24 protein-coding genes are annotated in these 25,815 nt (G+C 65.1%); 13 read left to right on the top strand and 11 right to left on the bottom strand.

Annotation, left to right across the window (positions count from 1 at the left end; all coding sequences use genetic code 11):
• Nucleotides 1–89: 89 nt before the first annotated feature.
• The 3 genes from GYH26_RS09965 to GYH26_RS09955 all read left to right on the top strand — a co-directional run bounded on the left by GYH26_RS09965 (nt 90) and on the right by GYH26_RS09955 (nt 2,235).
• On the top strand, nt 90–1,469 hold the full coding sequence (locus GYH26_RS09965; protein WP_161541526.1) for an alpha-amylase family glycosyl hydrolase: 1,380 nt from the start codon (nt 90–92) through the stop codon (nt 1,467–1,469).
• On the top strand, nt 1,466–1,759 hold the full coding sequence (locus GYH26_RS09960) for an acylphosphatase (RefSeq protein WP_012844307.1): 294 nt from the start codon (nt 1,466–1,468) through the stop codon (nt 1,757–1,759). The genes GYH26_RS09965 and GYH26_RS09960 overlap by 4 nt, the downstream gene beginning before the upstream one ends.
• A 92-nt stretch (nt 1,760–1,851) precedes the next feature.
• Nucleotides 1,852–2,235 carry a high-potential iron-sulfur protein gene (locus GYH26_RS09955; RefSeq protein WP_161541525.1) on the top strand — a complete coding sequence of 128 codons (384 nt, stop codon included), beginning with the start codon at nt 1,852–1,854 and terminating at the stop codon, nt 2,233–2,235.
• Between the two features lie 82 nt (nt 2,236–2,317).
• On the opposite strand, the gene glgP is transcribed toward GYH26_RS09955, so the two are convergent.
• Both glgP and GYH26_RS09945 read right to left on the bottom strand, forming a co-directional pair.
• Nucleotides 2,318–4,396 (bottom strand): alpha-glucan family phosphorylase, encoded by a 2,079-nt coding sequence (glgP, locus tag GYH26_RS09950; RefSeq protein ID WP_161541524.1) that lies wholly within the window; start codon nt 4,394–4,396, stop codon nt 2,318–2,320.
• 127 nt (nt 4,397–4,523) lie between these two features.
• A complete protein-coding gene (locus tag GYH26_RS09945) occupies nt 4,524–5,315 on the bottom strand; it encodes an SDR family NAD(P)-dependent oxidoreductase (RefSeq protein ID WP_161541523.1) in 792 nt (263 codons plus the stop codon).
• 38 nt (nt 5,316–5,353) lie between these two features.
• Here GYH26_RS09945 and prmC point away from each other — a divergent pair, with 38 nt between their 5' ends.
• Nucleotides 5,354–6,268 carry a peptide chain release factor N(5)-glutamine methyltransferase gene (gene prmC, locus GYH26_RS09940; RefSeq protein WP_161541522.1) on the top strand — a complete coding sequence of 305 codons (915 nt, stop codon included), beginning with the start codon at nt 5,354–5,356 and terminating at the stop codon, nt 6,266–6,268.
• Nucleotides 6,269–6,272: 4 nt separating this feature from the next.
• The gene (locus GYH26_RS09935; RefSeq protein ID WP_012844302.1) at nt 6,273–6,740 is read left to right on the top strand and encodes a type I restriction enzyme HsdR N-terminal domain-containing protein; all 468 of its coding nucleotides are present in this window, start codon (nt 6,273–6,275) and stop codon (nt 6,738–6,740) included.
• Nucleotides 6,741–6,753: 13 nt separating this feature from the next.
• Here the strand turns inward: GYH26_RS09935 and GYH26_RS09930 are convergent, their stop codons facing one another.
• From GYH26_RS09930 to gap, 8 genes are all read right to left on the bottom strand, one after another.
• Nucleotides 6,754–9,237: an FtsK/SpoIIIE family DNA translocase gene (locus GYH26_RS09930; RefSeq protein ID WP_161541521.1), complete on the bottom strand. Its 2,484-nt coding sequence runs from the start codon at nt 9,235–9,237 to the stop codon at nt 6,754–6,756.
• A gap of 53 nt (nt 9,238–9,290) precedes the next feature.
• On the bottom strand, nt 9,291–10,040 hold the full coding sequence (locus tag GYH26_RS09925; protein WP_161541520.1) for a 2-phosphosulfolactate phosphatase: 750 nt from the start codon (nt 10,038–10,040) through the stop codon (nt 9,291–9,293).
• 89 nt (nt 10,041–10,129) lie between these two features.
• On the bottom strand, nt 10,130–11,257 hold the full coding sequence (gene gcvT / locus GYH26_RS09920) for a glycine cleavage system aminomethyltransferase GcvT (RefSeq protein WP_161541519.1): 1,128 nt from the start codon (nt 11,255–11,257) through the stop codon (nt 10,130–10,132).
• A 15-nt stretch (nt 11,258–11,272) separates the two neighbouring features.
• Nucleotides 11,273–12,394 (bottom strand): prephenate dehydrogenase, encoded by a 1,122-nt coding sequence (locus GYH26_RS09915; protein ID WP_161541518.1) that lies wholly within the window; start codon nt 12,392–12,394, stop codon nt 11,273–11,275.
• Nucleotides 12,395–12,397: 3 nt separating this feature from the next.
• Nucleotides 12,398–13,288, bottom strand: coding sequence for a dimethylarginine dimethylaminohydrolase family protein (locus GYH26_RS09910; RefSeq protein WP_161541517.1), 891 nt, complete (start codon nt 13,286–13,288; stop codon nt 12,398–12,400).
• A 3-nt stretch (nt 13,289–13,291) separates the two neighbouring features.
• On the bottom strand, nt 13,292–14,299 hold the full coding sequence (locus tag GYH26_RS09905; RefSeq protein ID WP_161541516.1) for a mechanosensitive ion channel family protein: 1,008 nt from the start codon (nt 14,297–14,299) through the stop codon (nt 13,292–13,294).
• A 71-nt stretch (nt 14,300–14,370) separates the two neighbouring features.
• Nucleotides 14,371–15,579 carry a phosphoglycerate kinase gene (locus tag GYH26_RS09900; RefSeq protein WP_161541515.1) on the bottom strand — a complete coding sequence of 403 codons (1,209 nt, stop codon included), beginning with the start codon at nt 15,577–15,579 and terminating at the stop codon, nt 14,371–14,373.
• A 94-nt stretch (nt 15,580–15,673) separates the two neighbouring features.
• Entirely contained in the window at nt 15,674–16,699 is a 1,026-nt protein-coding gene (gene gap / locus GYH26_RS09895) for a type I glyceraldehyde-3-phosphate dehydrogenase (RefSeq protein WP_161541514.1), read from the bottom strand.
• Nucleotides 16,700–16,932: 233 nt separating this feature from the next.
• Here gap and GYH26_RS09890 point away from each other — a divergent pair, with 233 nt between their 5' ends.
• The 4 genes from GYH26_RS09890 to nadA all read left to right on the top strand — a co-directional run bounded on the left by GYH26_RS09890 (nt 16,933) and on the right by nadA (nt 20,795).
• Nucleotides 16,933–17,640: a tetratricopeptide repeat protein gene (locus GYH26_RS09890; RefSeq protein WP_161541513.1), complete on the top strand. Its 708-nt coding sequence runs from the start codon at nt 16,933–16,935 to the stop codon at nt 17,638–17,640.
• A gap of 19 nt (nt 17,641–17,659) precedes the next feature.
• The gene (locus GYH26_RS09885; protein WP_161541512.1) at nt 17,660–19,045 is read left to right on the top strand and encodes a sigma-54-dependent transcriptional regulator; all 1,386 of its coding nucleotides are present in this window, start codon (nt 17,660–17,662) and stop codon (nt 19,043–19,045) included.
• Nucleotides 19,046–19,051: 6 nt separating this feature from the next.
• Nucleotides 19,052–19,741: an ABC transporter ATP-binding protein gene (locus GYH26_RS09880; RefSeq protein ID WP_161541511.1), complete on the top strand. Its 690-nt coding sequence runs from the start codon at nt 19,052–19,054 to the stop codon at nt 19,739–19,741.
• Between the two features lie 61 nt (nt 19,742–19,802).
• On the top strand, nt 19,803–20,795 hold the full coding sequence (gene nadA / locus GYH26_RS09875) for a quinolinate synthase NadA (protein ID WP_161541510.1): 993 nt from the start codon (nt 19,803–19,805) through the stop codon (nt 20,793–20,795).
• Here the strand turns inward: nadA and GYH26_RS09870 are convergent, their stop codons facing one another.
• The gene (locus tag GYH26_RS09870) at nt 20,796–22,142 is read right to left on the bottom strand and encodes a hypothetical protein (RefSeq protein WP_242006377.1); all 1,347 of its coding nucleotides are present in this window, start codon (nt 22,140–22,142) and stop codon (nt 20,796–20,798) included.
• Between the two features lie 136 nt (nt 22,143–22,278).
• Between GYH26_RS09870 and GYH26_RS09865 the strand changes: the two genes are divergently transcribed.
• From GYH26_RS09865 to GYH26_RS09850, 4 genes are all read left to right on the top strand, one after another.
• Complete coding sequence (locus tag GYH26_RS09865) at nt 22,279–22,920, top strand: LON peptidase substrate-binding domain-containing protein (RefSeq protein ID WP_161541509.1); 642 nt, start codon at nt 22,279–22,281, stop codon at nt 22,918–22,920.
• A gap of 13 nt (nt 22,921–22,933) precedes the next feature.
• Nucleotides 22,934–23,791, top strand: coding sequence for an MBL fold metallo-hydrolase (locus tag GYH26_RS09860; RefSeq protein WP_161541508.1), 858 nt, complete (start codon nt 22,934–22,936; stop codon nt 23,789–23,791).
• 3 nt (nt 23,792–23,794) lie between these two features.
• Nucleotides 23,795–24,403, top strand: coding sequence for a histidine kinase dimerization/phospho-acceptor domain-containing protein (locus tag GYH26_RS09855; RefSeq protein ID WP_161541507.1), 609 nt, complete (start codon nt 23,795–23,797; stop codon nt 24,401–24,403).
• 89 nt (nt 24,404–24,492) lie between these two features.
• The gene (locus GYH26_RS09850) at nt 24,493–25,815 is read left to right on the top strand and encodes an amidohydrolase family protein (protein WP_161541506.1); all 1,323 of its coding nucleotides are present in this window, start codon (nt 24,493–24,495) and stop codon (nt 25,813–25,815) included.

The raw sequence follows: 25,815 nt of genomic DNA, 5'->3' as shown, positions 1-25,815 counted from the left end.
TGTGGGGGGAGCGAAGAAGGGTAGCGGTTGTGTCCGGGGTGTGTTATACTTCGGAGGAAGGTAAGCCCTTTCATCAACCGTTTCGAACGATGCGCCCGTTGTTTTACCTGGTGTTGAGCCTGCTCATTGCGACCGGATGCGAGGCACCGCCTGAGCAGGAATTACCCCCCGTACCGCCCGGGGTGGGCAAGCCCGAATGGATCGCCGATGCGGTGCTCTACGAGATCTTTGTGCCCGACTTTTCGCCGGAGGGGACCTTCCAGGGCGTGATCAGGCGGCTGGATTCGCTGCAGGCGCTGGGTGTCAATACGCTCTGGCTCATGCCGATTCATCCTGTCGGAAAGAAGCGGGCCAAGACGGACATCGGGCCGCTGGGGTCGCCCTATGCCGTGCGAGACTACTACGCGGTCAACCCCGACTACGGCACCGAGGAGGACTTCCGTGCGCTGGTCGATTCGGTACACGCCCGCGGCATGCACATCATCATTGACCTGGTGGCCAACCATACGGCCTGGGACCACCCCTGGGTCACGGAACACCCTGACTGGTACACGCCGGGGCCGATCGACGGCTTCACCTATCCGGTGCTTAACGGCGACACGACGGACTGGACCGACGTGGTCGATCTCAACTACGACAATCCCGAGCTCCGCCAGGCGATGATCGAAGTGATGCAGTACTGGGTGCGGGAGTTCGACATCGACGGCTATCGGTGCGACGTGGCCCACGGCGTGCCGCTGGACTTCTGGAAAGCGGCGATCGATTCGGTGGAAAAGATCAAACCGGTGCTGATGCTGGCCGAAGCGGCTGAGCCGGAGATGCATCGGGTCGGATTCGATCTGACCTATGCCTGGCCCTTCTACCATCAACTGAAAGAGGTCTGGCGCGGGGCACCGCTGCACACGCTGGTGCGACAGGTGGGCTCGACGCTCGGGCTGCTGCCGCCGGGTGCACGTCGGCTGCGCTTTACCACCAACCACGACGAGACGATGTGGGATGCGCCGCCGCCGGTACTCTTTGGCGGCGACAAAGGGTCGATGGCGGCGTTCGTGCTGGCCACGTCCATGCCCGGCGTGCCGCTGCTCTACAACGGACAGGAGCTGGGCGTGCGGGAGCGGGTGTCGTTTTTCGCCCGCACGCCCTACAACTGGGAGGCGCCCGAAAGTCCGGCACTCTATGCGTTCTACCGACGCTACCTGAACTTTTACCGGGCGAGCGAGGCGCTGCGCCACGGCGAACTGACCGTGCTGAATCCGGAAGCCGACGACGTGCTCGTGTACCTGCGGGCTACCGAGGCCGATACGTTGTTACTGATCGTTAACGTTCGCAACCGGCCGGAAACGGTCGCCCTGCCCGAAGGTATACGCGGGCGACGCTGGGTGGAGGTCTTTGGGTCCGACACGCTGGCAACCGATACGCTGCAACTTGGTCCATACAATTACCGCATCTATCAGCCATTGCGGCCATGAACAGCCTGGATGCACAGGCCAGACTGGAAGCCCGGGTGACAGGCCGGGTGCAGGGCGTGGGTTTTCGACAGTTCGTCCGCTACCATGCCCGACGGCTGGGACTGACCGGCTGGGTGCGCAACGAACCGGACGGCTCGGTCTATCTGGTGGCCGAAGGACCGCGTGAGCTGCTGGAGCAATTGCTCGACGCCGTGCGGCAGGGGCCACCGGCTGCGCGCGTCGACGATGTGCAGGTGCACTGGCTGCCGGCCCGGGGCGAGTTCGAGGCCTTCGAAATTCGCTGGTGGTGAAAAAAGTGTAATCCAGGTTGTTTTTAGCGTGCCACCTCGCTACCTTTTGAGAGGTTCTTTGACCCCCGTTCAACCAAGACCCCGGAGCTGCCATGGAAGACAAACGTGTCACGCGTCGCGACTTTCTGCTGCGGGTCGGAGCGCTCGGACTGGCCGGACTCGGCGGCTCGGCGCTCCTGAGCGCCTGCGGAGGCGGCCAGCAGCAACAACAGCAGAGCGGAGCCGCCTCGGAAAGTGGAACATCGGCCAGCGCCGAGCTGACCTGCACCGATGTGTCGGGACTGACGGCCGAGGAAATCCAGATGCGGGAAAGCCTGCAGTACACGGACCACTCGCCGTACCCCGACAAGATCTGCGCCAACTGTCAGCTGTATGTCCCGGCTGAAAGCCCCGACCAGTGTGGCGGCTGTCAGCTCATCAAAGGGCCGATTCACCCGAACGGCTACTGCACCTCCTGGGTGCAGAAAGCGACCTGAAACGAGGCGATTGGCTACAGAAAAAAAGCCCCATCCCACGGGATGGGGCTTTTTTTCTGTGCTATCCAGAAGAATGTGTGGTTTACTTCTCGTTCTTGATCGTTGCGGTGACCGGTGTAGGCGCTTCGGCCGGTCGGTAAATCTGCTCCACGTACTCGCGCACCATGCGTACGGCATTGAAGCGGGCGGGGATGGTGCGCATGGCCTGGCGCATGCGGGTCAGCCACCGGATCGGCAGCCCCTCGCCGTTGCGTTCGTAGAAGGCCGGAATCACCTCGTACTCGAGCACGCGATAGAGCGCCTCGCGGTCTTCCACATCCTGCGTGACGGGATCCTCGTAGTAGCCGGTTGCCTCGCGGCCAAAGGCCCAGCCGTTCTGGCCGTTGTACGCCTCGGGCCACCAGCCGTCCAGCACCGACAGGTTTAGCCCGCCGTGGATGGCCGTCTTCTGGCCGCTGGTGCCGCTGGCCTCCAGCGGACGGCGCGGGTTGTTCAGCCACACGTCGCAGCCCGAAACGAGCATGCGGGCAATGTGCATGTCATAATCCTCGACAAAGACCACCTTGCCCCGGAAGGCCGGATGCTGTGTGATCTCGTAGATCTGCTGGATGAAACGTTTGCCGCCATCGTCGGCCGGATGGGCCTTGCCAGAGTAGATCACCTGGATGGGCCGGTCTTCCCGGGTGAAGAGCTGGATGGCCCGCTCCATGTCCTCGAAAAGCAGCGGCGCCCGCTTGTAGGTGGCAAAGCGCCGCGCAAAACCGATCGTCAGTACGTCGGGGTTCAGGTGCGACTCCTGGGGCAGCGACTGGTGTTTGACGTATTCGTTGACAAACTCCACCAGCCGCCGACGCAGCATGCACCGGTACTGCCACAGCTCGGCGTCCGAAATATCGTCCACTTTCTTCCAGATCTCGAGGTTGAAGCGGCCTTCGAGCCAGTCGCCCAGGTGCTGCTCCAGGAAGGGGCGGGCGTGGGGGACGGTCCAGGTGGGCAGGTGCACGCCGTTGGTGATGTGGCCGATCGGCACCTCGTTGACCGGGCGGTCCGGGTACAGGTGGTGCCACTGGCGGCGCGCCACCAGGCCGTTGATGGCCGAAACCCCGTTGGACTTGCGCGACATCTTGAGGCCCAGCACCGTCATGTTGAACGCCTCGGTGCTGTCGCTGGGATTGACGCGGCCGTAGGCCAGCAGGTCGGTTTCGGACAGTCCGAGCTGGTGCCGGAACGTCTCCATCTGCTCCAGCAACAGGCCCGGATCGAAGCGGTCGTGCCCGGCCATGACGGGCGTGTGCGTGGTGAAGACGCAGTGCTGACGCACCCAGGCCTCGGCCGCCTCGCGCTCTTCGCCGGCCGCCAGCCGCTCGCGCAGCAGCTCCAGCGTGACAAAGGAGCAGTGTCCTTCATTCATGTGATAGACGTCGAAGTCCTGCTCCAGGGCTCGCAGCAGGCGCACGCCACCGATGCCCAGGATGATTTCCTGCTGGAGGCGAATGCGGCGGTCGCCCTGGTAGAGTCGGCGTGTCAGGATGCGCAGCGGCTCGGGGTTGGCATCGAACGACGCATCGAGCAGGTACAGCGGCACGCGACCGACTTCCAGCTTCCAGGCTCGCAGGTAGAGCGGCTGACGGCCCAGATGTACGGTGATCACCAGCGGGTAGCCGTCCGGCCCGTGAACCAGCGACATGGGATGGTCGAGCGGGTCCATGGCCGGATAGTCGGCCAGCTGCCAGCCGCTGTGGTCGAAACGCTGACGGAAGTATCCTTCGCGCAGAAACAGCCCGACGGCCGTCATGGGAATGCCCAGGTCCGAGGCGGCCTTGATGTGGTCGCCGGCCAGCACGCCCAGTCCGCCCGCGTAGAAGGGCAGGCTTTCGTGCAGGCCGTACTCCATGCAGAAATAGACGGTACGCGGGGCGTCCTCAAGGCGTGATGGGCTGTTGAGATAGGCCTGAAAGGCCTCGTAGATGCGATCGACTTCTTTCTGAAAAGGCCGATCGTTCAGCATAGCCGGGTCGGCTGCGCGAAGCGCCGCCAGTGGATTGTGGTGCGAAACCCGAAAGGCTTCCGGGTTCAGCCGCTCGAAAAGCTGGAGCGCTTCGGGATTCCAGCTCCACCAGAGGTTAGCCGCCAGGGCTTCCAGTTTATCGCGGGTGGTCATAGGCTTTACGCGGGTTGGCTATGGTTTTTTTACGAACGAGGTTTAAAGATAAGCAGGTAAGCGTTTACATCAAGGCCTGCCGGATTCGATTGTCAAATCTTTCGGGTGGACGGTCGAAACCGCCGGCTCAGGTGTCATCGTGCGGGCCCAGCAGCTGACGGGTGACGGCCAGCCGCACCCGACGCGGGGTCAGCTGGCTGAGGCGGGCCACCACCGCATTGGAGGCCCCGCTGACGTGCACCACCTCGCCGCGAAGCAGGGCGCGCAGGCCGGCGATGGCGACCTTTTCGGCCGATTCCATGAAGCGGCGAACGCCTTCGACGGGCATGCCGGCCCGTTCCTGAAAGGCCGTGGCTGTCGGACCCGGGCACAGACAGGTCACCGTGATGCCCCGATCGGCGTACTCGGCATGCAGTGCCTCGGAAAAAGAAATCACGAAGCTTTTCGTGGCGGCATAGACGGCCATGTAGGGAATGCCCTGAAAACCGGCCGTCGAGGCCACGTTCAGAATGCCTGCGTCGCCGCGCTCCAGCATGTGCGGGATGCACAGGTGCGTGAGCGCCACCAGGTTCTCAATGTTGAGCCGGAGCATCTCCAGCGTGTCGGTCAGGCTGATCTGGTCGAAGCGGCCGTACTTGCCGAAGCCGGCGTTGTTGATGAGCACGTCCACCCGGTAGCCATCATCCGTAAGGCGCCGGAACAGCGCTTCGGCCGCCCCGGGTTGCGCAAGATCACAGGGGTAGGCCTGGGCCCAGACACCCTGACGCTCCAGCGCTTCGACCATCGCCTGCAGCTTGTCCTCAGAACGGGCTACCAGCAATAGTTTGACCGATGGATCGCGGAGCTGGTAAACCATCGCCTCACCGATGCCGCTCGAGGCACCGGTGATCAGAATCGTTTTGTTCTTGAACGTCTTCATGGCGTTCGGTCGGAAGCAAATCGTTCAACAGACCGTTCATGCTGGCGATCATGACCGGCAACGATCCCGTGGAAAACGGCACGATCACGCAGGGCGAGCTGCTGCAACAGGCCATCCAACGACTGGAGGCGGCCGGGGTGCCCGATGCCCGCCGGAATGCCGAATGGATGCTCTGTGAGGTGCTCGGGTGTTCACGGGCGCAGCTCTACGCCTATCCGGAGCGGCCCGTCGATGCCGCCCGCCGGGCGCGTTTTGCCGAGCTGCTGGCCCGACGGCTGCGACGCGAGCCGCTGCAGTACGTGCTGGGCTATGTGGAATTTCTGGGGCTCCGGCTGGAGGTCGGACCGGGCGTGTTGGTGCCGCGTCCGGAGACGGAGTGGCTGACCGAACGCGTCCTTCAGGAACTGCAAGCGACGCCAGGCCCGCGTGTGCTGGACGTGGGAACGGGCAGCGGCTGCATCGCGCTGGCCATCAAACACTACCGGTCGGATGCGAACGTATGGGCCTGCGACATCAGTCCGGAGGCGCTGGCCATCGCCCGGCGCAACGCCGAGCGCTTGGGCCTGCAGGTGCACTGGGTGGAAGCGGACGTGCTGGCCGATTCGTTTCCGGAAAACGTGCCCGGACCGTTTGACCTGATCGTCTCGAATCCGCCGTATTTAGCGTTGCATGAAGCCGACGAGCTGCCGCCCGAGGTGCGCGACTACGAGCCACCGGTGGCGCTGTATGCCGGCGAGGATCCGCTGCGCTTCTACCGGGCGCTGGCCCGCCACGGTCACGTGCTGCTGAAACCCGGTGGCCGCCTGGCCTGTGAGGTACATGCGCACTACGGCACCGACGTGGTTGCGCTGTTTGAAGCCTGTGGCTACGAAGCGGTGCGGCTCGAGTGCGATCTGGCCGGTAATCCTCGGTTGGTATGGGCCCGACGGCCCGCCCCTGTGTCATCCTCCTGAAGCCATGGAAGCGCTGAACTTCCCGGCCTATTCGTTCCGGTTGCAGCGTCGAGGCGGGCACGTGTACCTGCTCGATCCGCTGCGGCGGCGCTGGGTGCGCCTGACGCCCGAAGAGTGGGTGCGGCAACATCTGGCCCAGTATCTGGTGCAGGCGCTGAAGTGTCCGCCCTCGCTGGTGGCGCTGGAGGCGTCGTTCACGGATCAGGGTATGGGGCGACGGGCCGATCTGGTGGTGTATGATCGGGCGGGACGGCCATTGTTGCTGGCCGAATGCAAGGCGCCGACGGTGTCCATCACGCAGGACGTGATCGAGCAGGCCGGTCGCTACAACCGTGTGATCGGTGCGCCGTATCTGCTCGTCACGAACGGCCACATACACTACCTCTGGCACATCGATCTGACCCATCGTACCATGACGCCCCTTCCTCGATGGCTCACGTATGCCGAGATGCTTGAACGGCGACGGGGGTGAGGCCTCAGGACGGTCAGGAAGCAGCGCGTAGCGAGCGGAGCAGCTCTTCGAGTTCGGCTTCGCTCTGCACGAGCACGCGGCGGGCCTTGGAGCCCTCGAAGGAACCCACGATGCCGGCCTCTTCGAGCTGATCCACGATGCGGGCGGCGCGGGTGTAGCCGATCGACAGCTTGCGCTGCAGGAGCGACACCGAGCCCTGCTGACTGCGCACGATGATCCGGGCGGCTTCTTCGAAAAGCTCGTCGTAGCTGTCGCCGCTTCCGCCGCCGGTGGTTTCGCCGTTTCGTTCGTCTTCGATGCTCGGCAACCAGTAGGGACCGGGGCCCGGCTGCTCGGCAATGAACCGGGTGACGCGCTCTACCTCGTCGATCGACACGAACGGCCCCTGCAGGCGCACCAACTGGCTACCCATCATGAAGAGCAGGTCGCCGTTGCCCACCAGGCCCTCGGCGCCGTTCTGGTCGAGAATGGTCCGCGAGTCCACTTTGGTGGCCACCTGATAGGCGATGCGGGCCGGGAAGTTCGCCTTGATCAGGCCGGTGATCACGTCCACCGAGGGCCGCTGGGTTGCCAGCACCAGGTGAATGCCCACGGCCCGCGCCATCTGCGCCAGGCGGGCGATCGGTCCTTCGATGTCCTTACCGGCCGTCATCATCAGGTCGGCCAGCTCGTCGATGATCACCACGATGTAGGGCAGGTGGCGATGCCCTTCGTCCGGGGAAAGTGCGCCCTCTTTGAGGCGGCGGTTGTAGTCTTTGATGCTGCGCACGCCGGCCTTGGAAAGCAGGTCGTAGCGCAGCTCCATTTCTTTTTCGCAGCTTTTCAGGACGGATAGCGCCTGCGTGAAGTCGGTAATGATGGGCTCCTCGGCACCTTCCGGCATGGCCAGGAAATGATCGACCACGGCCGCATACTGCTGCAGTTCGATCTTTTTGGGGTCGATCATCACGAACTTGAGATTGGCCGGATGGCAGGCGTAAAGCAGGCCCGTAATGAGTGCATTGAGGCCCACCGACTTCCCGGAGCCGGTGGCACCGGCGATGAGCAGGTGCGGCAGGCGGGTCAGGTCCTGCAGATAAACCTCGCCTTCGATGGTCTTGCCCAGCGCAATGGGCAGCTCCATCTGCGCGTCGCGGAAGCGGGCCGTGCCGATCACGTCGCGGATGCGGACCAGCTCGCGATGGCGGTTGGGGATCTCCACGCCGATGGCCGACTTGCCGGGAATCGGGGCGATCATGCGGATGCCCGGCGCGGCCAGCGCCATGGCCAGGTCGTCTTCCAGCGAGGTGATCTTGCTGATCTTGACGCCGGGCGCCGGCGTCAGCTCGTAGAGCGTGACCGTGGGGCCGACGATCGCGTTGATCGAGGTGATCTCGATATTGTAGGTGGCCAGCTTGTCGAGCAGGATGCGCTTGTTGGCCTCCAGTTCTTCGTAGTCGATGCGGCGCTCGTGGGCCTCTGGCGCGTCGAGCAGGTCGATGGGTGGCGGATTGTAGGGGGGTAAGGAAGCCAGCGTGGGCAGTTCGGCCGGGCGATCGATGCGGTCGGCGCGTTCTTCCTCGATGCCCTGGCGGACGATCAGCTCGGGCTGGCGGGGCTCGGCGGGTTCCGGCTCGGGTGGAGCCGGCTTCGGTGGAGGGGTTTCACCTCGGACCAGCTCACGCAGCAGTTCGTGCCGTGGAATGGCGTCGCCTTCGGTGGCGCTGATTGCCGGCTCCGGTGCCGGACGCGGCTCGGGGGGCGGTGGAGGGGAGGCAGGCGATGCGGGCTCCGGACGCTCCTCGCGGCGGTGCCTGCGTGCTTCCCGGCGCTGGCGGCGGCGTTCGGCCCGATGCTGGCGCCAGGATTGCCAGCGGCGGCGGAGCCCCTCGCGGGCGGCGGCCAGCAGGTGTTCCAGACGGTCGAGCGAGCGCTGCAGGTCGTGATCGACCAGCAGCATGGTCATCGAAGCAAGGCCCAGCAGCAGGAGCCCCAGTGCTCCGACGGTGCCGAAGACCCGGGTCATCCAGCCGGCCAGTCCCAGTCCCAGGTCGCCGGACCAGGCGTGCAGGTCGGCTTCGAAGACGACGCCGATCCATCCAAAACTGGCGGCCAGCAGCGGGACCAGCAGCAGGATCAGACCGCTGAAGAGCGGCAGCGCACGGGAGCGTCGGCCGCGAAAGATCACATATCCCCAGGCGACCAGCAGGCCGGTAAGCAGCACCGAAGCGTAGCCGAACAGGCGGGCCACCAGGAGGTAAGCCAGCGAGGCTCCCACCAGCCCCAGCGCATTCTCCGCCCGGTTGTTGCCGGGGTCCAGCGCAGCCCCGAGCGAAAAGTGCCGGGCCAGCCCGTTATCCGAAGGGTGATAGGTCACCAGCGCCAGGGTGAGCAGCACCCCCAGCACCATGAGCGTCAGCCCCAGAATCTCCCGCCGACGTGTGGGAGAAATCGCAGGAGCTGCTTCCTTTTCGGGCTTGCGCGCTTTGCGACGACGCCTGGACGTTGTACCGGCCATGCTCCAAAGATACGATACGCACCTGCAGCACGCCAGGGCTCTGTACGCGCAGCCTATCCGACGGATTCGGAGAGCTGGCGCTCTCTGTACAGCACCAGGCGATTTTCCCGGTAGTAGGGGAGGACGGGCAGCGCGTCGAGCTGCAGGCAGTACTCCACGTCGGCGCCGTAGCCCTTCTCGATGAGCCAGCGGGCGTGATTGCTGTGCCGCAGCGCGTCGGCCAGGCGGTCGCGGTCGTGCAGGTACTGGGTCAGCGCGATGTGGGCGGCGTCACTGACATATTCGGGCTCCCGACCTTCCCAGAGGCGGTGAAGGAGCAGGCCGGCGCAGAGCGCATCGTCCAGCGCGACCCGGTTGTTGCGACCGGCGCAGATGATCGTGACGTCCAGGCCGGCTTCCCGGACGAACTGCACGACACGATCCGCATTGAGGAAGCTCCCCACGATCAGATGTTCGGCATTGCGGGCGTTCCAGATGGTACGCGTGCCGTTCGTCGTGTTCAGGATGATCGTCTTGCCTTCGACGACGTCCGGCGTGTATTCCAGCGGGGAGTTGCCCAGGTGGTAGCCGTCGATGCGGTCGCCGTCGCGCTCGCCGCCCAGCAGATAGGTGCTCGGATCCAGGTTCATGGCGATCTTGCCAGCCTGGTCCATGTCGGCCACCGGAATGACGGCCCGCGCCCCGTTGGCCAGTGCCGTGATGATGGTCGAAGATGCCCGCAGCACGTCGATCACCACGACGGTGCGTCCCTCGACGTCTTCCTCCGTCACGTGGCTTCCGGTCAGAAAAACCTCTACGTTCATTGCCCGGCTCTGCAGTCCGTCCGGTTCAACTGGTCCGATAGCCTGTAAATTTACGGCAGAGCGCCGGGATTACCGACCGGTCGCGCCCGTTATTTTCTGTGAAGCTCGACGAACGGTGGTTTGTGGACGCGGGCCGGTACATGCTGGCCTCTGATCTGCACACCGAGCCGTCGCCCGGGCTCTGTGTATTCGGGGCGGTTGGGCACGTAGCCCAGGGCGATGCCCTGCTGGAGCACGGGCGAAAGCGTACCGCTGGTCACCTTGCCGATGGGTGTACCGCCTTCGTCGGTGATCGGATAGCCGGCGCGCGGGATGCCTCGCTCTTCCAGAATCAGTCCGATCAGGCGGCGGGCCGGTCCGCTCTCTTTAATGCGCAGCAGCGCCTCGCGGCCGATGAAGTCCCCTTTGTCGAACTTGACCACCCAGCTCAGGCCGGCTTCCAGCGGGTTGGTCGATTCGTCCAGCTCGTGGCCATAGAGGCAGTAGCCGGCCTCCAGGCGAAGCGTGTCGCGCGCGCCCAGTCCGGCCGGCCTGAGCCCGTAGGCCTGGCCCACCTCGAGCAGCGCGTCCCACACGCGGACGGCCTCGTCGGCATCGCAGTAGATCTCCAGGCCCGGTTCACCCGTGTAGCCGGTGTGCGAGAGCACGGCCCAGCGGCAGTCCAGAAACGTGCCCGGTTCCATGACCCGGAAGTGATAGTAGCGGGGGTTGTCCGGGGCCAGATCGGGCACGAAATGCCGGGCGATCTCGAAGGCGGCCGGCCCCTGCAGCGCCAGCAGGGCGATCTCGTCGGAGCGATTCTCCAGGTGGGCGCCCATCGGGTTGTTCGCCGCCATCCAGGCGAAGTCTTTCTCGATGTTGGCGGCGTTGACCACCAGCATGTAGGTTTCGGCGTCGAAGCGATAGACCAGCAGGTCATCCACCACGCCCCCTTCGGGGGTGCACATGACCGTGTAGAGCGCCCGGCCGTCGTAGAGACGGGCGGCGTCGTTGGTGATCAGGTGTTGCACGAAGTCGAACGCGCGGGGCCCGCGCACGAAAATTTCGCCCATGTGGGAGACGTCGAACAGACCGGCTGCTTGCCGGACGGCCAGGTGCTCGTCGATGATGCTGCTGTACTGCACAGGCATTTCGAAGCCCCCGAAGCCCATCATACGGGCTCCCAGTGCCAGATGCCGTTCGTAAAGCGGGGTGCGCTTCAGCGTGGTTTCGGCCATGGTTTGCTTCAGGGTTCAGTTTCCGTGATCGTCGGGGCGAAAGGCTTCGATGCCGGCCTGGCGAAGCACCTCGCAGGCGCGGTCGGCATCGGCTTCGGTGGCGAAGCCCAGGCGGAACGTTCCGCCCGTACCTTCGCGCACTTTCAGCAGCTCGATGTCCTGAATGTTGAGGTCGGCCTCGTAGAGCGCGCGGGTGATCCGGTAGAGGGCACCGGGGCGATCCTCGATGCGGACGTACACGTCGGCCAGCGGGTGCAGGAAGCCTTTCGTGTCGCGCGGGATGCGGGCGCGCGTCCGGCGGGCCTGCTCGAAGGCTTCCGCGAGCGCCTGTTCGTCCTCTTCGATGATGCGGTTGCGCAGGCGTTGCAGGTTGGCTGCAAAATGGCCGAGCGTGTCGAGCAGCGGCCCTTCGTTGGCAAAGAGCACGTCGCGCCAGAGGTCGAACGGCGACGAGGCGATCCGGGTCATGTCGCGGAAGCCTCCGGCGGCCAGCTGCAGGAACGTCTCGTCGCCTTTGCTGAGTTCGGCGGCCGTGTTGACGAGCAGCACGGCCAGGAGCTGGGGCAGATGGCTGACGGCGGCGGCGATGGCGTCGTGTCGTTCGGCGTCGAGCACCAGCACGCGGGCGCCCAGCAGCCGGATCAGCTCCAGCAGGTCTTCGTGTTCCTGCTGCAGCCGGGTGGCGTCAAGTCCTGACGGCGGGCAGAGCACGTAAGTAGCGTTCTCGAACAGAAACGGATCGGCGTTGGCCAGGCCGCGGCGTTCGGAGCCGGCCATGGGATGGCCGCCGATGAAGGTGACCGTCTCGGGCAGCATCTCCCGGGCATGGGCCATGATGGGGCGTTTGACGCCACAGACGTCGGTTACCCGGGTGCCCGGCTTCAGGTGCGGGCCGATCTCCTCCAGCAGGTACAGAATGCCGCGCAGCGGGGCGGACAGCACCACCAGATCGGATTCGGCCACGGCCTCGGCCACATCCTCGGCGGTGGCGTCCACCACGCCCAGTTCACGGGCCTGGCGAAGCACCTCGCGCCGGTCGAAAGCCGTCAGGTGTAGCTCCGGCCGGGCCCGCTTCCAGGCCATTGCCAGCGAGCCGCCGATCAGGCCCAGCCCGCAGATCGTAATCCGTTCGATCATGGCTCAGAAGAACATCAGCTTCATGCAGAAGACGGAACCGCCCGACTTCAGAAACTCGCCGGTATCCAGTTCGATCGGCTCGAAGCCGGCCGCGCGCAGCCGGGCGACGGTTTCGGTGCAGCCCTGCTGGATCAGCACGTGGCGGCCGTCGGGGCAGTGCGCGTTGCAGGCCAGCAGCTCGCGGGCTTCGCGTTCGGGCACTTCGATCAGGTTGGGGATCAGGCGGTGGAGCAGCGCGCGGCCTGCTTCGTCGAAAGCGGCCGGCACGTAGAGGGCGGTGCCGGCGTCGAGCAGGCTCAGGCAGGTGTCCAGATGGTAGAAGTCCGGGTCGGTCAGGTGCAGTGCCACCACGCGAACGCCCAGCTCACGGGCCAGCCACTCGTAGACGGCCTGATCCGTGCGGAAGCCGTAGCCGCCCCAGAGCAATGCATGGCCCGGATGCCAGAGCGCATCGCCCATGCCCTCGAAGCTTCCGGGCACTTCGTCGGGGATGGAAACCAGCGCATAGCCCTGCTGCTCGAAGAATCGGGCGATGTGAGGCACCTCGTCGCGGCGCTGGGGCGCGTGCATGCGGCTGAGCACGACGCCGCGCTCGCCGTCTCCACGCAGGAAGGGCAGCGTCTGGTTGGCGCAGAACACCATGTCGGGCAGGCCGGGCACGCCGTCGAGCACGTGTACCTCGAAGCCCAGCGTCCGGTAGGTGTCGCGCAGCGCCTCCCACTGGCGGCGGGCCAGTGCCCGATCCACCTGGCCGACGTGCCCTTCCATGTGGGGATTGATCACGTATTCCACGTCGAAATGATCGGACGAGACCATGAGCACCCGCCGCGGCAGCGGCATGGGCGGCGTCGTTTCAATGGTAAAGTCGATCTGTTCGGCTTGCCGATAGACCATGATTCAGTCGGTTTCGGGAGGTTCTTTGTCGAAGGTAGCCTTCTCGGAAGTTACGTCCTGGATTTGACGCGGGGGGAGTTCTTTTTCTTCCCGCACGTAGATGGTACGGCGTGGGAAGGGGATCTCGATGCCGAGTTCGTCGAAGGTGCGTTTGAGGCGTAGCCGGAGATCGCACTCGGCCTTGAACTGCTCGCCCGGGCGCACCTGCACGGCCACGCGTACCGTGACGGCCGAGTCGCCAAAGCTCATGATGGCCTGCACTTCGGGCTTTTCTTCCAGCAGGATGTCGCGATGCGCCTGGGCCCATTCGCTGGCCACCCGTTCGATGACGGGCAGAATGGTGTCGAGGTCCTGCTCGTAGGCCAGGCCGATTTCGACGATGGCCCGCACGAAGCCGATGCTCCGGTTGCCGAAGATGCGCAGCTCGCCGGCCGGGATCATCAGGAGTTCGCCGTCGAACTTGCGCACCTTGATCAGGCGCACACCGATGTGTTCGACGGTACCCACGTCGTTCCCGACGCGCACGAGGTCGCCCACGTGGATCGTGTCGTCGAAGAGCAAAAAGACGCCGCTGATGACGTCGCGCACGAGCGTCTGGGCGCCGAAGCCGATGGCGAGCCCGGCCACGCCAGCTGTGGCCAGCAGGGCGCTCACGTTGATGCCCAGTTCGCTCAGGATCATGATCAGGCCTACGGCCCAGAGCGTGTAGCGGGCCGTCGAGCTGATCAGGTTGGCCAGCGTGGAGGCGCGCTGGCGGCGGGGATGCGAGGCGGGGAGGTCGGCCACGCGTTGCATCCAGCGGTCGGCAGCGCGGTCGATCACGCGCAGGCCGATGAGGATGAGCAGCACCACCAGGCCGATGTGCAGGAGCGTGCCCAGCAGGCCCATCCACAGGTTCGGGTTGCGCAGCTCCGCCCAGAACGCACTGAGCGTCTGGACGACTTCGAGCGAGTCGGCGCGGAGTCGGTCGGTCAGTGTCTGGGTGGTGTCGGCCGTAACGGTCTGGAGCATGGTTGTGCTGGAAGGGCTTCCGAACAGAAATCCCGGCGCCAAAGCGCCGGGAGGAAGGTTTCCAGTTCCGGTTACTTTTTGTCGGTCAGCGCGACCAGGCCGGGCAGTTCCTTGCCTTCCAGGAACTCCAGCATGGCACCGCCGCCGGTCGAGACGTGGCTCACGCGGTCGGCGTAACCGGCCTGAGTGATGGCGGCCACCGAGTCGCCGCCGCCCACCACGGTCAGGGCGCCCCGGTCGGTGGCCTCGGCCAGCGCCTCGGCGATGGCAAAGGTGCCCTTCGCAAAGTTGGGCATTTCGAAAACGCCCATGGGGCCGTTCCAGACCACCGTGCGGGCCTGCAGGATTTCCTCGCGGTAGCGTTCGATGGTTTTCGGCCCGATGTCCAGCCCCATGAGGCCGTCCGGGATGTCGCCCTCGACGACCTGCGAGGGCGCTTCGTTGGAGAACTCGGGCGCCACCACGTGATCGACGGGCAGCAGGATTTTACCCTGTGCCGCTTCGTAAAGCTGGCGCGCTTCTTCCAGGCGGTCTTCCTCTACCCGCGAGGCGCCCACGTTGTGGCCCAGCGCCTTGAGGAACGTGTAGCTCATGGCGCCGCCGATGAGCAGCCGATCGACGCGCGGCAGCAGGTTCTTGATCACGCCGATCTTATCGGAAACCTTCGCCCCCCCCAGAATGGCCACGAACGGGTGCTCGGGGTTTTCGAGCAGGCGGCTCAGGTATTCCACCTCGCGTTTCATCAGGTAGCCCATGGCCGCCTGCTTGACGTAGTGGGCCACGCCTTCGGTCGAGGCGTGCGCGCGGTGCGCCGAGCCGAAGGCATCGTTCACGTACACGTCGGCCAGCTCGGCCAGCTGGCGGGCCAGCTCCGGATCGTTTTTCGTCTCGCCCGGATGGAAGCGTGTGTTTTCCAGGAGGATCACACCGCCTTCCGGCATGCTGTTGATGGCCTGGCGCACGGCTTCACCCACGATGTTGCTCACGAAGCGGACGCGCACGCCCAGCAGCTCTTCGAGCCGACGCGCCACCGGCGCCAGGCTGTACTTGGGATCGGGCTGACCCTTGGGACGACCCAGGTGGCTCATCAGGATCACTTTGGCGCCGGCCTGCATGAGCGCCCGGATCGTGGGGAGCGCCTCCCGGATACGGGTGTCGTCGGCGACGACCAGGTTGCCCTGTTCGTCTTCTTTGAGCGGCACGTTGAAATCGACCCGGACCAGCACACGCTTGCCTTTGACGTCCAGGTCGTCGATGGTCAGTTTGCGAAGCGTCGACATGGCCAGCAGGGGGTTTGTCCGGCAGATGCACGAAAAAGGGAGAACGGCAGGCATGCCCTCCCGTTCTCCCTGAAGCCGTTGTGAATCGACCCGTTCATCCGGCCGGCTCAGCGACGGCCATCAGCTTCCCGACCAGGTCCACCGTCCGGCAGGCGTAGCCCCACTCGTTGTCGTACCAGCCCACGACCTTGACTAGGTTGCCCTCGATGACCATGGTCGAGAGGCTGTCGAAGATGCAGGAGTGCGGATTGTGGATGATGTCCGACGAGACGATCGGGTCCTCGACGTACTGCAGGATGCCTTTCAGTTCGTTTTCGGCCGCCTTGCGGAAGGCCTCGTTGACCTCCTCGACGGTCACCTCACGGTTCAGTTCGGCCGTGAAGTCGGTGATGGAGCCGTCAGGCACGGGCACGCGCAGCGCGAAGCCGTCGAGCTTGCCCTTCAGGTGCGGCAGTACCAGTCCGACCGCCTTGGCCGCGCCGGTCGTGGTGGGAATGATCGACAGTGCCGCCGCACGGGCCCGCCGCAGGTCGCTGTGCGGCGCATCCTGCAGGCGCTGGTCGGCCGTGTAGGCATGCACCGTAATCATGAAGCCGCGCCGCACGCCGAACGCCTCGTCGAGCACCTTGACCATCGGCGCCAGGCAGTTCGTCGTGCAGCTCGCGTTCGAGACGACCTGCTCCTTGCCCGTCAACGTGTGGTCGTTGACGCCGATCACGATGGTCGCATCGACCTCGCCTTTGGCCGGCGCCGAGATGATCACCTTCTTGGCGCCGGCTTCGATGTGCTGGGCCGCCTTCTCCCGGGAGCGGAAGATGCCCGTCGATTCGATCACCACGTCGCAGTCCAGCTCGCCCCAGGGCAGGTTCTTCGGGTCGCGCTCGCTGAAGACGCGGAAGCGTTCGCCATCGACCACCAGTTCGTCGCCTTCGACGCGCACTTCGCCCGGGTAGGGGCCATGCACCGAGTCGTACTTGAACAGGTGCGCCAGCGTGGCGGCGTCGGTGATGTCGTTGACGCCCACCACATCGATCTGGTCTGTCAGCTTGCGCTCCAGAATCGAGCGCAGCACCAGACGACCGATCCGGCCAAATCCGTTGATGCCCAGCTTGATCGCCATGGTTCGTTCTCCATGTTTACAGGTTACGGGGATGCCTCACTCCAAGAATACGCGAAAAGCAGCCTTCTGGCGAGAAGGCTCTACGGAATTTAACGAAAATCTGAGCAAAAACCCTGTAACGAAACGGGGAAACGTTCCGAGAGGCCGGCGTTGAAGCAACGTCCGTTGTTTATCTGAGGCAGGACTTCTATCTTAGCGCGCGTTTATTTTGCAATCAAGCTCAGGGGATCGAAATGGCAGTCGCTTCACGTACGGCTACTTCGAAGCGCAAGGCGTTGCGCGAGGACACGGTTGTCACGCTCTATGCTCGCTGGCTGGACTTCTACCACCGCTATCGCAAACAGCTCTATGCGGGGCTGGCGGCCATTGCGGTAGCCATTTTCGGCATCATCGGTTATTCCTACTACCAGCGGCAGCAGGAGCAGCGGGCGCAGCAACTGCTGGGCGAGGTGCTTCCGCTCTACGAGCAGGGGAAGTATCGCGAGGCGCTGGACGGTGCCGACGGCCAATCCGGCCTGCTGGCGCTGGCGCGCGACTACGGGAGCACGGACGCGGGCAACCTGGCCCGCTTCTATGCGGCCGACGCGCTCTACCGGCTGGGGGAGTACGACCGGGCCCTTGAGCTGTGGCGGGCCTTCGACAGCGACGATCCGATGCTGGCGGCGGCCGCGCTGGCCGGACAGGCCGCCGTCTATGAAAACAAAGGCGAGCACGAGCGGGCCGCCGAGCTGTACCACCGGGCGGCTGACCGCTACGACAACCCGGTCGTGACGCCGCAGTACCTGCTCCGGGCCGGGCGTAACTACGAGCTGGCCGGCAACCTGGAGGCGGCCCGGCGCATGTACGAAGCCATCCGGGAACGCTATCCGGAATCCGCGCAGGCCACCGAGGCCGAGATCGCGCTGGCGCGCATCGCAGCGCGCGCCGCGCAACCGTCCTGAAGCCGACCGACGCGCATCCATGGCGGCTACCATTCTGGTCGTCGACGACGAGCGCAGCATCCGGCGCACGCTTCGCGAGATCCTGGAATATGAGGGGTACGCCGTCGAGGAGGCCGCCGACGGCGACGAGGCGCTGGAAAAGCTTCGCGAAGGGCGCTACGATCTGGTGCTGCTCGACATCAAAATGCCGCGGCGCGATGGCATGGAGGTGCTCCGCACGCTGGCGGCCGAGCAGCCCGAGTTGCCCGTCGTGATGATCTCGGGCCACGGCACCATCGAGACGGCCGTCGAGGCCACCCGTCTGGGCGCCTTCGACTTTATCGAGAAGCCGCCGGATCTGAACCGCCTGCTGCTGACCGTCCGCAACGCGCTGGAGCGCGGCCAGCTCCAGACCGAAAACCGGCGCATCCGGCAGGTCCTGACCGAGCGCTGGGAGGGCGAGCTGACGCCCATCCTGGGGGAAAGCCCCGCCATCAAGCGCGTGATCGAGACAATCCATCGCGTGGCGCCCACCGAGGCCCGTGTGCTCATCACCGGCGAGCCCGGCACGGGCAAAGAGCTGGTGGCCCGCTGGATCCATCACCTCTCCGGCCGCAAAGACGGCCCCATGGTGGAGGTCAACTGTGCGGCCATCCCGAGCGAACTGATCGAAAGCGAGCTGTTCGGGCACGAAAAGGGCGCCTTCACCGGCGCCACCCGGCTCCGCATCGGCAAGTTCGAGCAGGCGCACGGCGGTACGCTCTTTCTCGACGAGATCGGCGACATGAGCCTGGCCGCACAGGCCAAGGTGCTCCGGGCGCTCCAGGAGAATCGCATCCAGCGCGTGGGCGGCGAGCGCTCCATCTCGGTCGATGTGCGCGTGGTGGCCGCCACGAACAAAGACCTCTGGAAGCTTGTCGAGGAAGGCAAATTCCGCGAAGACCTCTACCACCGGCTGAGCGTCATCCTCATCCACGTGCCGCCGCTTCGGGAGCGGCGCGAGGACATCCCGATCATCGCGCAGTATGCGCTGGAGCGGCTGGCCCGGCGCAACGGCATGCCTCCGAAGGAATTCGAACCGGCCGCGCTGGAACAGCTCAAGCGCTACGAGTGGCGCGGCAACGTGCGTGAGCTGTACAACGTGGTCGAGCGGCTGCTCATCCTGAGCGACGGCCCCACCATCACGGCCCGCGACGTGCAGCGCTACGTGCATCCCGGAAGCGCCTCAGGCTCGGGTTCGCTGCAGGAGTTGATCGAGCGGCATCCCACGTTTGCCGAGTTCCGGGACGCGGCCGAAAAGCTGTTTCTGGAGCACAAGCTCCGGGAGTTTGGCTGGAATGTCAGCAAGACGGCCGAGGCCATCGGCATCCAGCGCTCGCACCTGTACAACAAGCTCGCCAAGTACGGCATCCAGCGCGAAGCGTAAGCCCGCATGCCCCTGCTCGAAGTCATCGATCTGTGGAAGAGCTACCCGACCGGCGCGGACGGCCGGCTGCAGGTGCTCCAGGGGCTGGAGCTGAGCGTCGAGGCCGGCGAGGTGGTCGCCATCGTGGGCGAAAGCGGTACGGGCAAAAGTACGCTGCTGCACCTGCTGGGCGCGCTGGACCGGCCCGATCGCGGCGAAGTGCGCTACGAAGGCCGCAACATCTTTGAACTGGACGACGAGGCGCTGGCCACCTTTCGCAACCGCACGATCGGCTTTGTCTTTCAGTTTCACCATCTGCTTCCGGAGTTCACGGCGCTGGAAAACGTGGCCATGCCGGCGCTCATTCAAGGGCGGACGCTTCGCGAAGCCCGTCCCCGGGCGCTGGAGCTGCTGAAGCTGCTGGGACTGGCCGACCGCGCCGACCACCGGCCTTCCATGCTCTCGGGCGGCGAGCAGCAACGGGTGGCCGTGGCGCGTGCGCTTATGAACCGACCGGCCGTCGTGCTGGCCGACGAGCCCACCGGCAACCTCGACGTGCGCACCGCCGAAACGCTCCACCACGAAATCCTCCGGCTGAGCCGAGAGGTGGGCCAGACCTTCGTCATCGCCACGCACAACCTGGCACTGGCGGCGCTGGCCGACCGTGTCCTCCGCCTGGAGCAGGGGCGTCTCGTGCCCGAGTCGATCCCTTCCTGAACGTATCGTCCCACCCGGCGTAAAAGCAGACTAAAACGTTAACAATTGAGCCGGAAGTCTCATGGCCGAGCCGGTGGTACTGGATCCGGAGATTGGCTACGTCGATGCGCCCATCGATCCGTCGCTGGATCTGATCGCGGAGATCAACCGCCTCCGAAAGGAGAAAAACGCCATCATCCTGGCGCACTACTACCAGGAGCCGATCATTCAGGACCTGGCCGATTACATCGGCGACTCGCTGGGGCTGTCGCGCAAGGCGGCCGAAACCGACGCCGATCTGATCGTCTTTGCCGGGGTCCACTTCATGGCCGAGACGGCCAAAATTCTCAACCCCGACAAGAAAGTCGTCATTCCGGATCTGAACGCCGGCTGCTCGCTGGCCGATAGCTGTCCCGCCGATGCGTTCGCCGAATTCAAAGCGCAGTACCCGGATCACATCGTCGTGTCTTACATCAACTGCTCGGCAGCCGTCAAGGCGCTCAGCGACATCATCTGCACCTCGTCCAACGCCGAGCATATCATCCGCCAGATTCCGCCCGAGCAGCCTATCATTTTCGCGCCGGATCGCAACCTGGGGCGCTACCTGATCCGCAAGACCGGCCGCGACATGGTGCTCTGGGACGGCGTCTGCATCGTGCACGAGACCTTCAGCGAGAAGAAGATCCTGCAGCTCAAGGCGCGCTATCCGGACGCGCTGGTGCTGGCTCATCCCGAGTGCGAGGAGGCCGTGCTGCAGCACGCAGACTTCATCGGCTCGACCTCGGCCATTCGCCGCTTTGCCCGCGAGAGCCCGCACACCACGTTCATCGTGGCGACCGAGGAGGGCATTCTGCACCAGATGCGCAAGGATTGCCCGGAGAAGACCTTCATTCCGGCACCGCCCGACAACGGTTGCAACTGCAGCCAGTGCCCGCACATGCGCCTGCACACGCTCGAGAAGCTCTATCTGGCGTTGCGCTACGAGCAGCCCGAGATCACGATGGACGAGGAGCTTCGCCAGCGGGCACTTCGGCCGATTCTTCGCATGCTGGAAATGAGCCGCGACATCCGGTAGCTACAGGGTCCAGCGAAAGCCGGCCATCGGTTCGAAGCGGCGCTGCACCAGGTAACGTCGCGTGCCGTCGGGGGCCGTCTCCAGGCGCTCGAACGTATAGCGGGCGTGCACGAGCAGCCACAGCATGCGACCGAGCCGATAGCGCACCTCGAACAGCAGCCAGCTCTGATCGCCCATCTTCTGAAAGAGCGAGAAGAAGTCGTCCAGCCCGGCGCGGCTGATACCCGTCTGAAACTGCAGCTCGCGCGTGCGCAGAAACAGCCGCAGGTGGAAGGTGCTGAGCCGCTGGGTGCCGTAGTGGCGGCGGAAGAAGTACCAGAGCTCGAAGCTCCGGGGGAAAAGGAGGTGGATTTCGGTGAAAAAGGCGTTGCCGCCGCGGGCTTCGTCGAGCGTCACGCCGGCGTAGCGCGTGGCGTCCGGGTAGGCGTCGGCGTCCAGAATGCGGGCCTGCAGGTTCTGCACCGGATAGAAAGGGCCCACGAAGCCGGGGATAAACGCTTCGCCGTCGTAGTCGAGACCCAGCCGGAACTGGAAGGTCATCAGGTCGGCGAAGTACGGACTCTGAAAGGCCACGCCCAGCCGCAGGCCGCTCCCGTAGTGGCGGTAGTGGGCCAGGCTCATGAAAGGCATCAGCGCGACGGTGCGGGCGCGCAGCGTGTTGAAGGTAAGGTCGAAGTTGAACGCTTCCAGCCGGGCGTGGCGGCGAAAGGCCGGGTCGCGCACGTAGCTGAAGCCCAGCGTGAACGATTGCGTGCGCGGGTCCGCCGCCCAGAAGAAGGGCCGCAGTCCGAGCCGCAGGCCGGCCACCTGGTCGGGAAGCACGTCGGCTGCAAAGAATGCCACGTCTACGAGGCGGTCGGACCAGCCCAGCTCCAGCCCGACGGTGCGGTCGTCCCAGGCCGTGGTCGTGTTGAAGAAGTCCACCACGTGGCCGGTGCCCAGACGCGTGCGTGTCAGCGGACCCAGCCGCAGGTGCACGGGCCGGTAACGGGGCGGGTTGTAGCGCAGAAAGTCGATCACGCGTAGCGCGTCGTAGGGGCTGTCGAAGTCCGGCCGGTAGGTGCCGTAGAGGCCGGTGCGTAGCGCGGCGTCGAGCCGGCCCGTAAGTGAGCGCGTGACGAAGGTGAACACCCAGCGTGTGCCCAGTCGCCAGTGGGCGCCGATGAGTGAAGTGCCACCCCAGGTTTCCAGGTGGCGCTCGCGCCGCCACCAGACGCGCTGCACCTGCTCGGCCGGATCGTCGGCCGAGCCGAAGCGAAACGGTTGCCAGAGCGTCTGGGCCGCAATCGGCCCGGCGCTCAAGAGCAGCCATCCGGCCAGAACGATCCGGTGCAGGTGGCGCATCATGACGGTCGGCGTCGCATTGCTGCAAAAATACGACACCGTTGCAAGGAATCCCTGTCAAACTGCACGGCAGTGGAAACCCGTCTGCTGGCCCGTTCATTAGGTTTTCCCCGGTGCGGGGAAGAGAACCGGAGCCATCATGCGGATTGAACGCTTACCGCTTTTTCCACTGGAGGTGGTGCTGTATCCCGGCGAGCAGCTCCCGTTGCACATTTTCGAGCCCCGCTACCGTACGCTGGTGACGCGTTGCCTGGAAGACGACCGGCCGTTCGGCATCGTGCTGGCCGAAGCCGGGAAGCTGGCGCAGGTGGGGTCGCTGGCCCGCATCACGCGCGTGCTGGCCCGTTATGGCGACGGCCGCATGGACATCCTGGTGACCGGAGAAGATCGCTTTCGGATTCTGCAGCTCTATTCCGACGAGCCCTACCTGACGGCCGACGTCGAGCGTATCGTCGAACCCTGGGAGGTTCCGGAGCGGGCGTTGCGCGAGCGGCTGATCACCCAGCACATGCGGCTGCTGGAGCTGGTCGGCCGTACGGTCCGGCCTTCCCTTTACGAAAACGTGCGCTACCTGTCGTACGTGATCGCACCGAACGCCGGGCTGACCGTGCAGCAACAACAGGAGGTGCTGGAACTGCTCACCGAAAACGAGCGCGTGGCGTATCTTGTGGCGCACCTGGAGCGGCTGTTGCCGCAGGTCGAGCAGATGGAAGCCGTGCGGCGACGTGTGCAGTCGAACGGCCATTTTCCTGAGGGACATTCATCCAGTTCTTCAAAGTAACGGAGTAACCGTTATGCCGCGCATTGGACCCTACACGCTTTACACGGTGGAGACCGGGCGCTTTCGCCTCGATGGTGGCGCCATGTTCGGCATCATCCCCAAACCGCTGTGGGAACGCTATGCGCCGGCCGACGAGCGCAACCGCATCCTGCTGAACATGCGCTGCTTGCTGCTCGAAGGCGACGGTCGTCTGATTCTGATCGACAACGGTATCGGGGATAAGTTCGATGCCAAGTTCCGGGACATCTACGCCGTCGATCACGACTACGCCGAGCTGCATCGCTCGCTCGAACGGCTGGGCTTTTCGGCCGCGGACGTGACCGACGTGATCCTGACGCACCTGCACTTCGATCATTGCGGTGGCAGCACGCGGCGCGTGGGCGATCGGCTGGAGGTCGCTTTTCCTAACGCCACGTTCTATGTGCAGCGGCGCCACTGGGAGTGGGCCCGAAACCCGAATTTGCGAGAGCGGGCATCGTTTTTGCCCGAAAATCTGGAGCCGCTGGAAGCTTCCGGACAGCTCCGGCTGCTGGAGGGACCGGGCGAAGTGCTTCCGGGCATCACCGTGGAGGTCGTGAACGGACATACCGAGGCGCAGCAGATCGTGCGTATCGACGGGCCGGAGGGAACGCTCGTCTTCGTGGCCGATCTGATTCCCACGACGGCGCACATGCGGCCGGTCTGGAACATGGGCTACGACATCCGGCCGCTGGTGACCATCGACGAGAAGCTGGCCTTTCTGGAACGGGCCGAGACCAATGGCTGGCACCTGTTTTTCGAGCACGATCCCGAGGTGGCGGTCGTCAGCCTCCATCGGACGGAGCGGGAAGTGGCGGCAGTACATCCTCGTCCGCTGGCCGAACTCTTCTGAGTCATGGAAACCGAAAAATCATCCGGTGTGATCTTGCTGGTCGTCGAAGGACCGGCGCCCGAATCGATTGTCGAAGCGCTGGCGGCGGCCGGCTGGGAGGTTCGCTCGTGCAGCCCTGGAGAACTGGCCGACAGTCTGGAGCAGGAGGCAGTACGCGGGGTGGTCGTCCGGGTCGGTACGGAGGCGGAGGGGGGCTGTCTGCAGACGTTGTGGAAGGCGCACGCTGGGGTTGCGCTCCCTGTGTTGCTGCTGACCGAGGCCGAGCCGGTGCGTCTGGCAGCGGCGCTGGCGCACACGGGCTGGCTGACGGCCGCCGCACCGGATCAACCCGAGGCGGTGCAGCGCTGGGCGCAACGGTTGGTCGCTTCCACCGTAATGCCGGCGGCCGAGCGGTTACAGCAGGTGCGCCGCGAACTGTCGCGCCTCAACCATGATCTGAAAAATCCGCTGGCCATCATTTCGGGCAACGCGCAGTTCCTGCACGAGCTGATCCGTCTTCGCGGCGGCGATGCCGAGCTGGAAGGCCCCGTGGCCGACATCGAAGAAGCCTGCCGCCAGCTCCATGCCCTCCTGCAACGCCTGGTCGCCCTGCGCGACACGTTGCCGGGGTGAGTGTGCGGTGAATGCTGAGCGCCTCTTTCTTTCAACCCGCCCTTTTCTTATGCTTTAAGCAGTCCTTTTCATCCAATCGAAGACCCGCCATGAAGATCTGCAGCGTGGTGGGGCTGCTGCTCTGGGGTGTGCTGGCCTGCCGGGCCCAGCCGACGCCCGAGCCGATCACGGCGTTCGTGCACGTGAACGTGCTCCCGATGGATCGCAACACGGTGCTGCGCGATCAGACCGTGCTGGTGCGGGGTACGCGTATCGTGGCCGTGGGACCGGCCGCTTCCGTGGAAATCCCCGAAGGGGCCCGCCGGATCGACGGCGCGGGCCGCTACCTGATGCCGGGACTGGCCGAAATGCACGGACACGTCCCCGGCGGTAACGCACCGGCGCAGTACGTCGAGGACGTGATGTGGCTCTACGTGGCCAACGGGGTAACGACGGTGCGCGGCATGCTGGGCGATCCGGCGCAGCTCGACCTGCGGACGCGCATCAACCGGGGCGAGCTGGTCGGTCCCACGCTGTACCTGGCGGGGCCGCCTTTCAGTGGCAATTCGGTCACCTCGCCAGCGCAGGCCGTGGAAATGGTGCGTCGCCAGAAGGCCGAAGGGTGGGATCTCTTGAAAGTGCTGCCGGGCCTGAGTCGGGAGGTCTACGACGCCATGGCGCGTACGGCGCACGAAGTAGGGATTCGCTTTGCCGGGCACGTGCCCGATGCCGTCGGACTCCGGCATGCGCTGGAGATGGGGCAGGAAACGTTCGATCACCTGGACGGCTTCATCGCCTACCTGGACGCGTTCGACAGACCGATCGACGAAGCCCGCCTGCAGGAGATCGTCCGCCTCACACGCGAGGCGCAGGCCTGGGTGGTGCCGACCATGGCGCTCTGGGAGGTGCTGATGGGGGTACTGGATCTGGAAACGGTTCAGGCCTACGACGAATTGCGCTACATGCCGCCGGAAATCGTCGAACGCTGGATCGAGGCGCACAGGCGGCGGCTGGCCGATCCACAGCTCGACCGCGAGGCGGCCCGCCGGCACATCGCCAACCGCATGCGGCTGCTCAAGGCGCTGGCCGACGGTGGCGTGGGCATTCTGTTCGGCACCGACTCGCCGCAGCAGTTCAGCGTGCCGGGCTTCTCGGTGTATCGCGAGATCGAACGCATGGAGGCGGCCGGGCTGACACCCTACCAGATCCTGCGCGCGGCCACCTACAACGTAGGCCGCTACTTCCAGCGGCACGACAGCTTCGGCGTGGTAGGGATCGGACACCGGGCCGACCTGATCCTGCTGGAGGGCAATCCGCTCGAAGATCTGAACCACCTGAAGCAGAAAGTGGGCGTCATGGTACGGGGCTGCTGGCTGCCCGCTTCGACGCTGCAGGCGAAACTGGACGAGATCGCCGCCCGGTACGCCCGATAA

This window comes from Rhodothermus marinus (assembly GCF_009936275.1).
Taxonomy (GTDB): domain Bacteria; phylum Bacteroidota; class Rhodothermia; order Rhodothermales; family Rhodothermaceae; genus Rhodothermus; species Rhodothermus marinus_A.
Note: the sequence above shows the minus strand (reverse complement) of the source record. Positions and strands in the feature narration are given on the sequence as shown.

Coding starts and splice junctions, on each gene's coding strand:
- GYH26_RS09890 (WP_161541513.1), top strand. CDS start 16,933: ATGGCAGTCGCTTCACGTACGGCTACTTCGAAGCGCAAGGCGTTGCGC.
- nadA (WP_161541510.1), top strand. CDS start 19,803: ATGGCCGAGCCGGTGGTACTGGATCCGGAGATTGGCTACGTCGATGCG.
- GYH26_RS09915 (WP_161541518.1), bottom strand. CDS start 12,394: ATGATCGAACGGATTACGATCTGCGGGCTGGGCCTGATCGGCGGCTCG.
- GYH26_RS09870 (WP_242006377.1), bottom strand. CDS start 22,142: ATGATGCGCCACCTGCACCGGATCGTTCTGGCCGGATGGCTGCTCTTG.
- GYH26_RS09855 (WP_161541507.1), top strand. CDS start 23,795: ATGGAAACCGAAAAATCATCCGGTGTGATCTTGCTGGTCGTCGAAGGA.
- gcvT (WP_161541519.1), bottom strand. CDS start 11,257: ATGGCCGAAACCACGCTGAAGCGCACCCCGCTTTACGAACGGCATCTG.
- GYH26_RS09865 (WP_161541509.1), top strand. CDS start 22,279: ATGCGGATTGAACGCTTACCGCTTTTTCCACTGGAGGTGGTGCTGTAT.
- GYH26_RS09930 (WP_161541521.1), bottom strand. CDS start 9,237: ATGGCCGGTACAACGTCCAGGCGTCGTCGCAAAGCGCGCAAGCCCGAA.
- GYH26_RS09900 (WP_161541515.1), bottom strand. CDS start 15,579: ATGTCGACGCTTCGCAAACTGACCATCGACGACCTGGACGTCAAAGGC.
- GYH26_RS09910 (WP_161541517.1), bottom strand. CDS start 13,288: ATGGTCTATCGGCAAGCCGAACAGATCGACTTTACCATTGAAACGACG.
- glgP (WP_161541524.1), bottom strand. CDS start 4,396: ATGACCACCCGCGATAAACTGGAAGCCCTGGCGGCTAACCTCTGGTGG.
- GYH26_RS09960 (WP_012844307.1), top strand. CDS start 1,466: ATGAACAGCCTGGATGCACAGGCCAGACTGGAAGCCCGGGTGACAGGC.
- GYH26_RS09880 (WP_161541511.1), top strand. CDS start 19,052: ATGCCCCTGCTCGAAGTCATCGATCTGTGGAAGAGCTACCCGACCGGC.
- GYH26_RS09965 (WP_161541526.1), top strand. CDS start 90: ATGCGCCCGTTGTTTTACCTGGTGTTGAGCCTGCTCATTGCGACCGGA.
- GYH26_RS09905 (WP_161541516.1), bottom strand. CDS start 14,299: ATGCTCCAGACCGTTACGGCCGACACCACCCAGACACTGACCGACCGA.
- GYH26_RS09925 (WP_161541520.1), bottom strand. CDS start 10,040: ATGAACGTAGAGGTTTTTCTGACCGGAAGCCACGTGACGGAGGAAGAC.
- GYH26_RS09885 (WP_161541512.1), top strand. CDS start 17,660: ATGGCGGCTACCATTCTGGTCGTCGACGACGAGCGCAGCATCCGGCGC.
- GYH26_RS09935 (WP_012844302.1), top strand. CDS start 6,273: ATGGAAGCGCTGAACTTCCCGGCCTATTCGTTCCGGTTGCAGCGTCGA.
- GYH26_RS09850 (WP_161541506.1), top strand. CDS start 24,493: ATGAAGATCTGCAGCGTGGTGGGGCTGCTGCTCTGGGGTGTGCTGGCC.
- prmC (WP_161541522.1), top strand. CDS start 5,354: ATGCTGGCGATCATGACCGGCAACGATCCCGTGGAAAACGGCACGATC.
- GYH26_RS09955 (WP_161541525.1), top strand. CDS start 1,852: ATGGAAGACAAACGTGTCACGCGTCGCGACTTTCTGCTGCGGGTCGGA.
- gap (WP_161541514.1), bottom strand. CDS start 16,699: ATGGCGATCAAGCTGGGCATCAACGGATTTGGCCGGATCGGTCGTCTG.
- GYH26_RS09945 (WP_161541523.1), bottom strand. CDS start 5,315: ATGAAGACGTTCAAGAACAAAACGATTCTGATCACCGGTGCCTCGAGC.
- GYH26_RS09860 (WP_161541508.1), top strand. CDS start 22,934: ATGCCGCGCATTGGACCCTACACGCTTTACACGGTGGAGACCGGGCGC.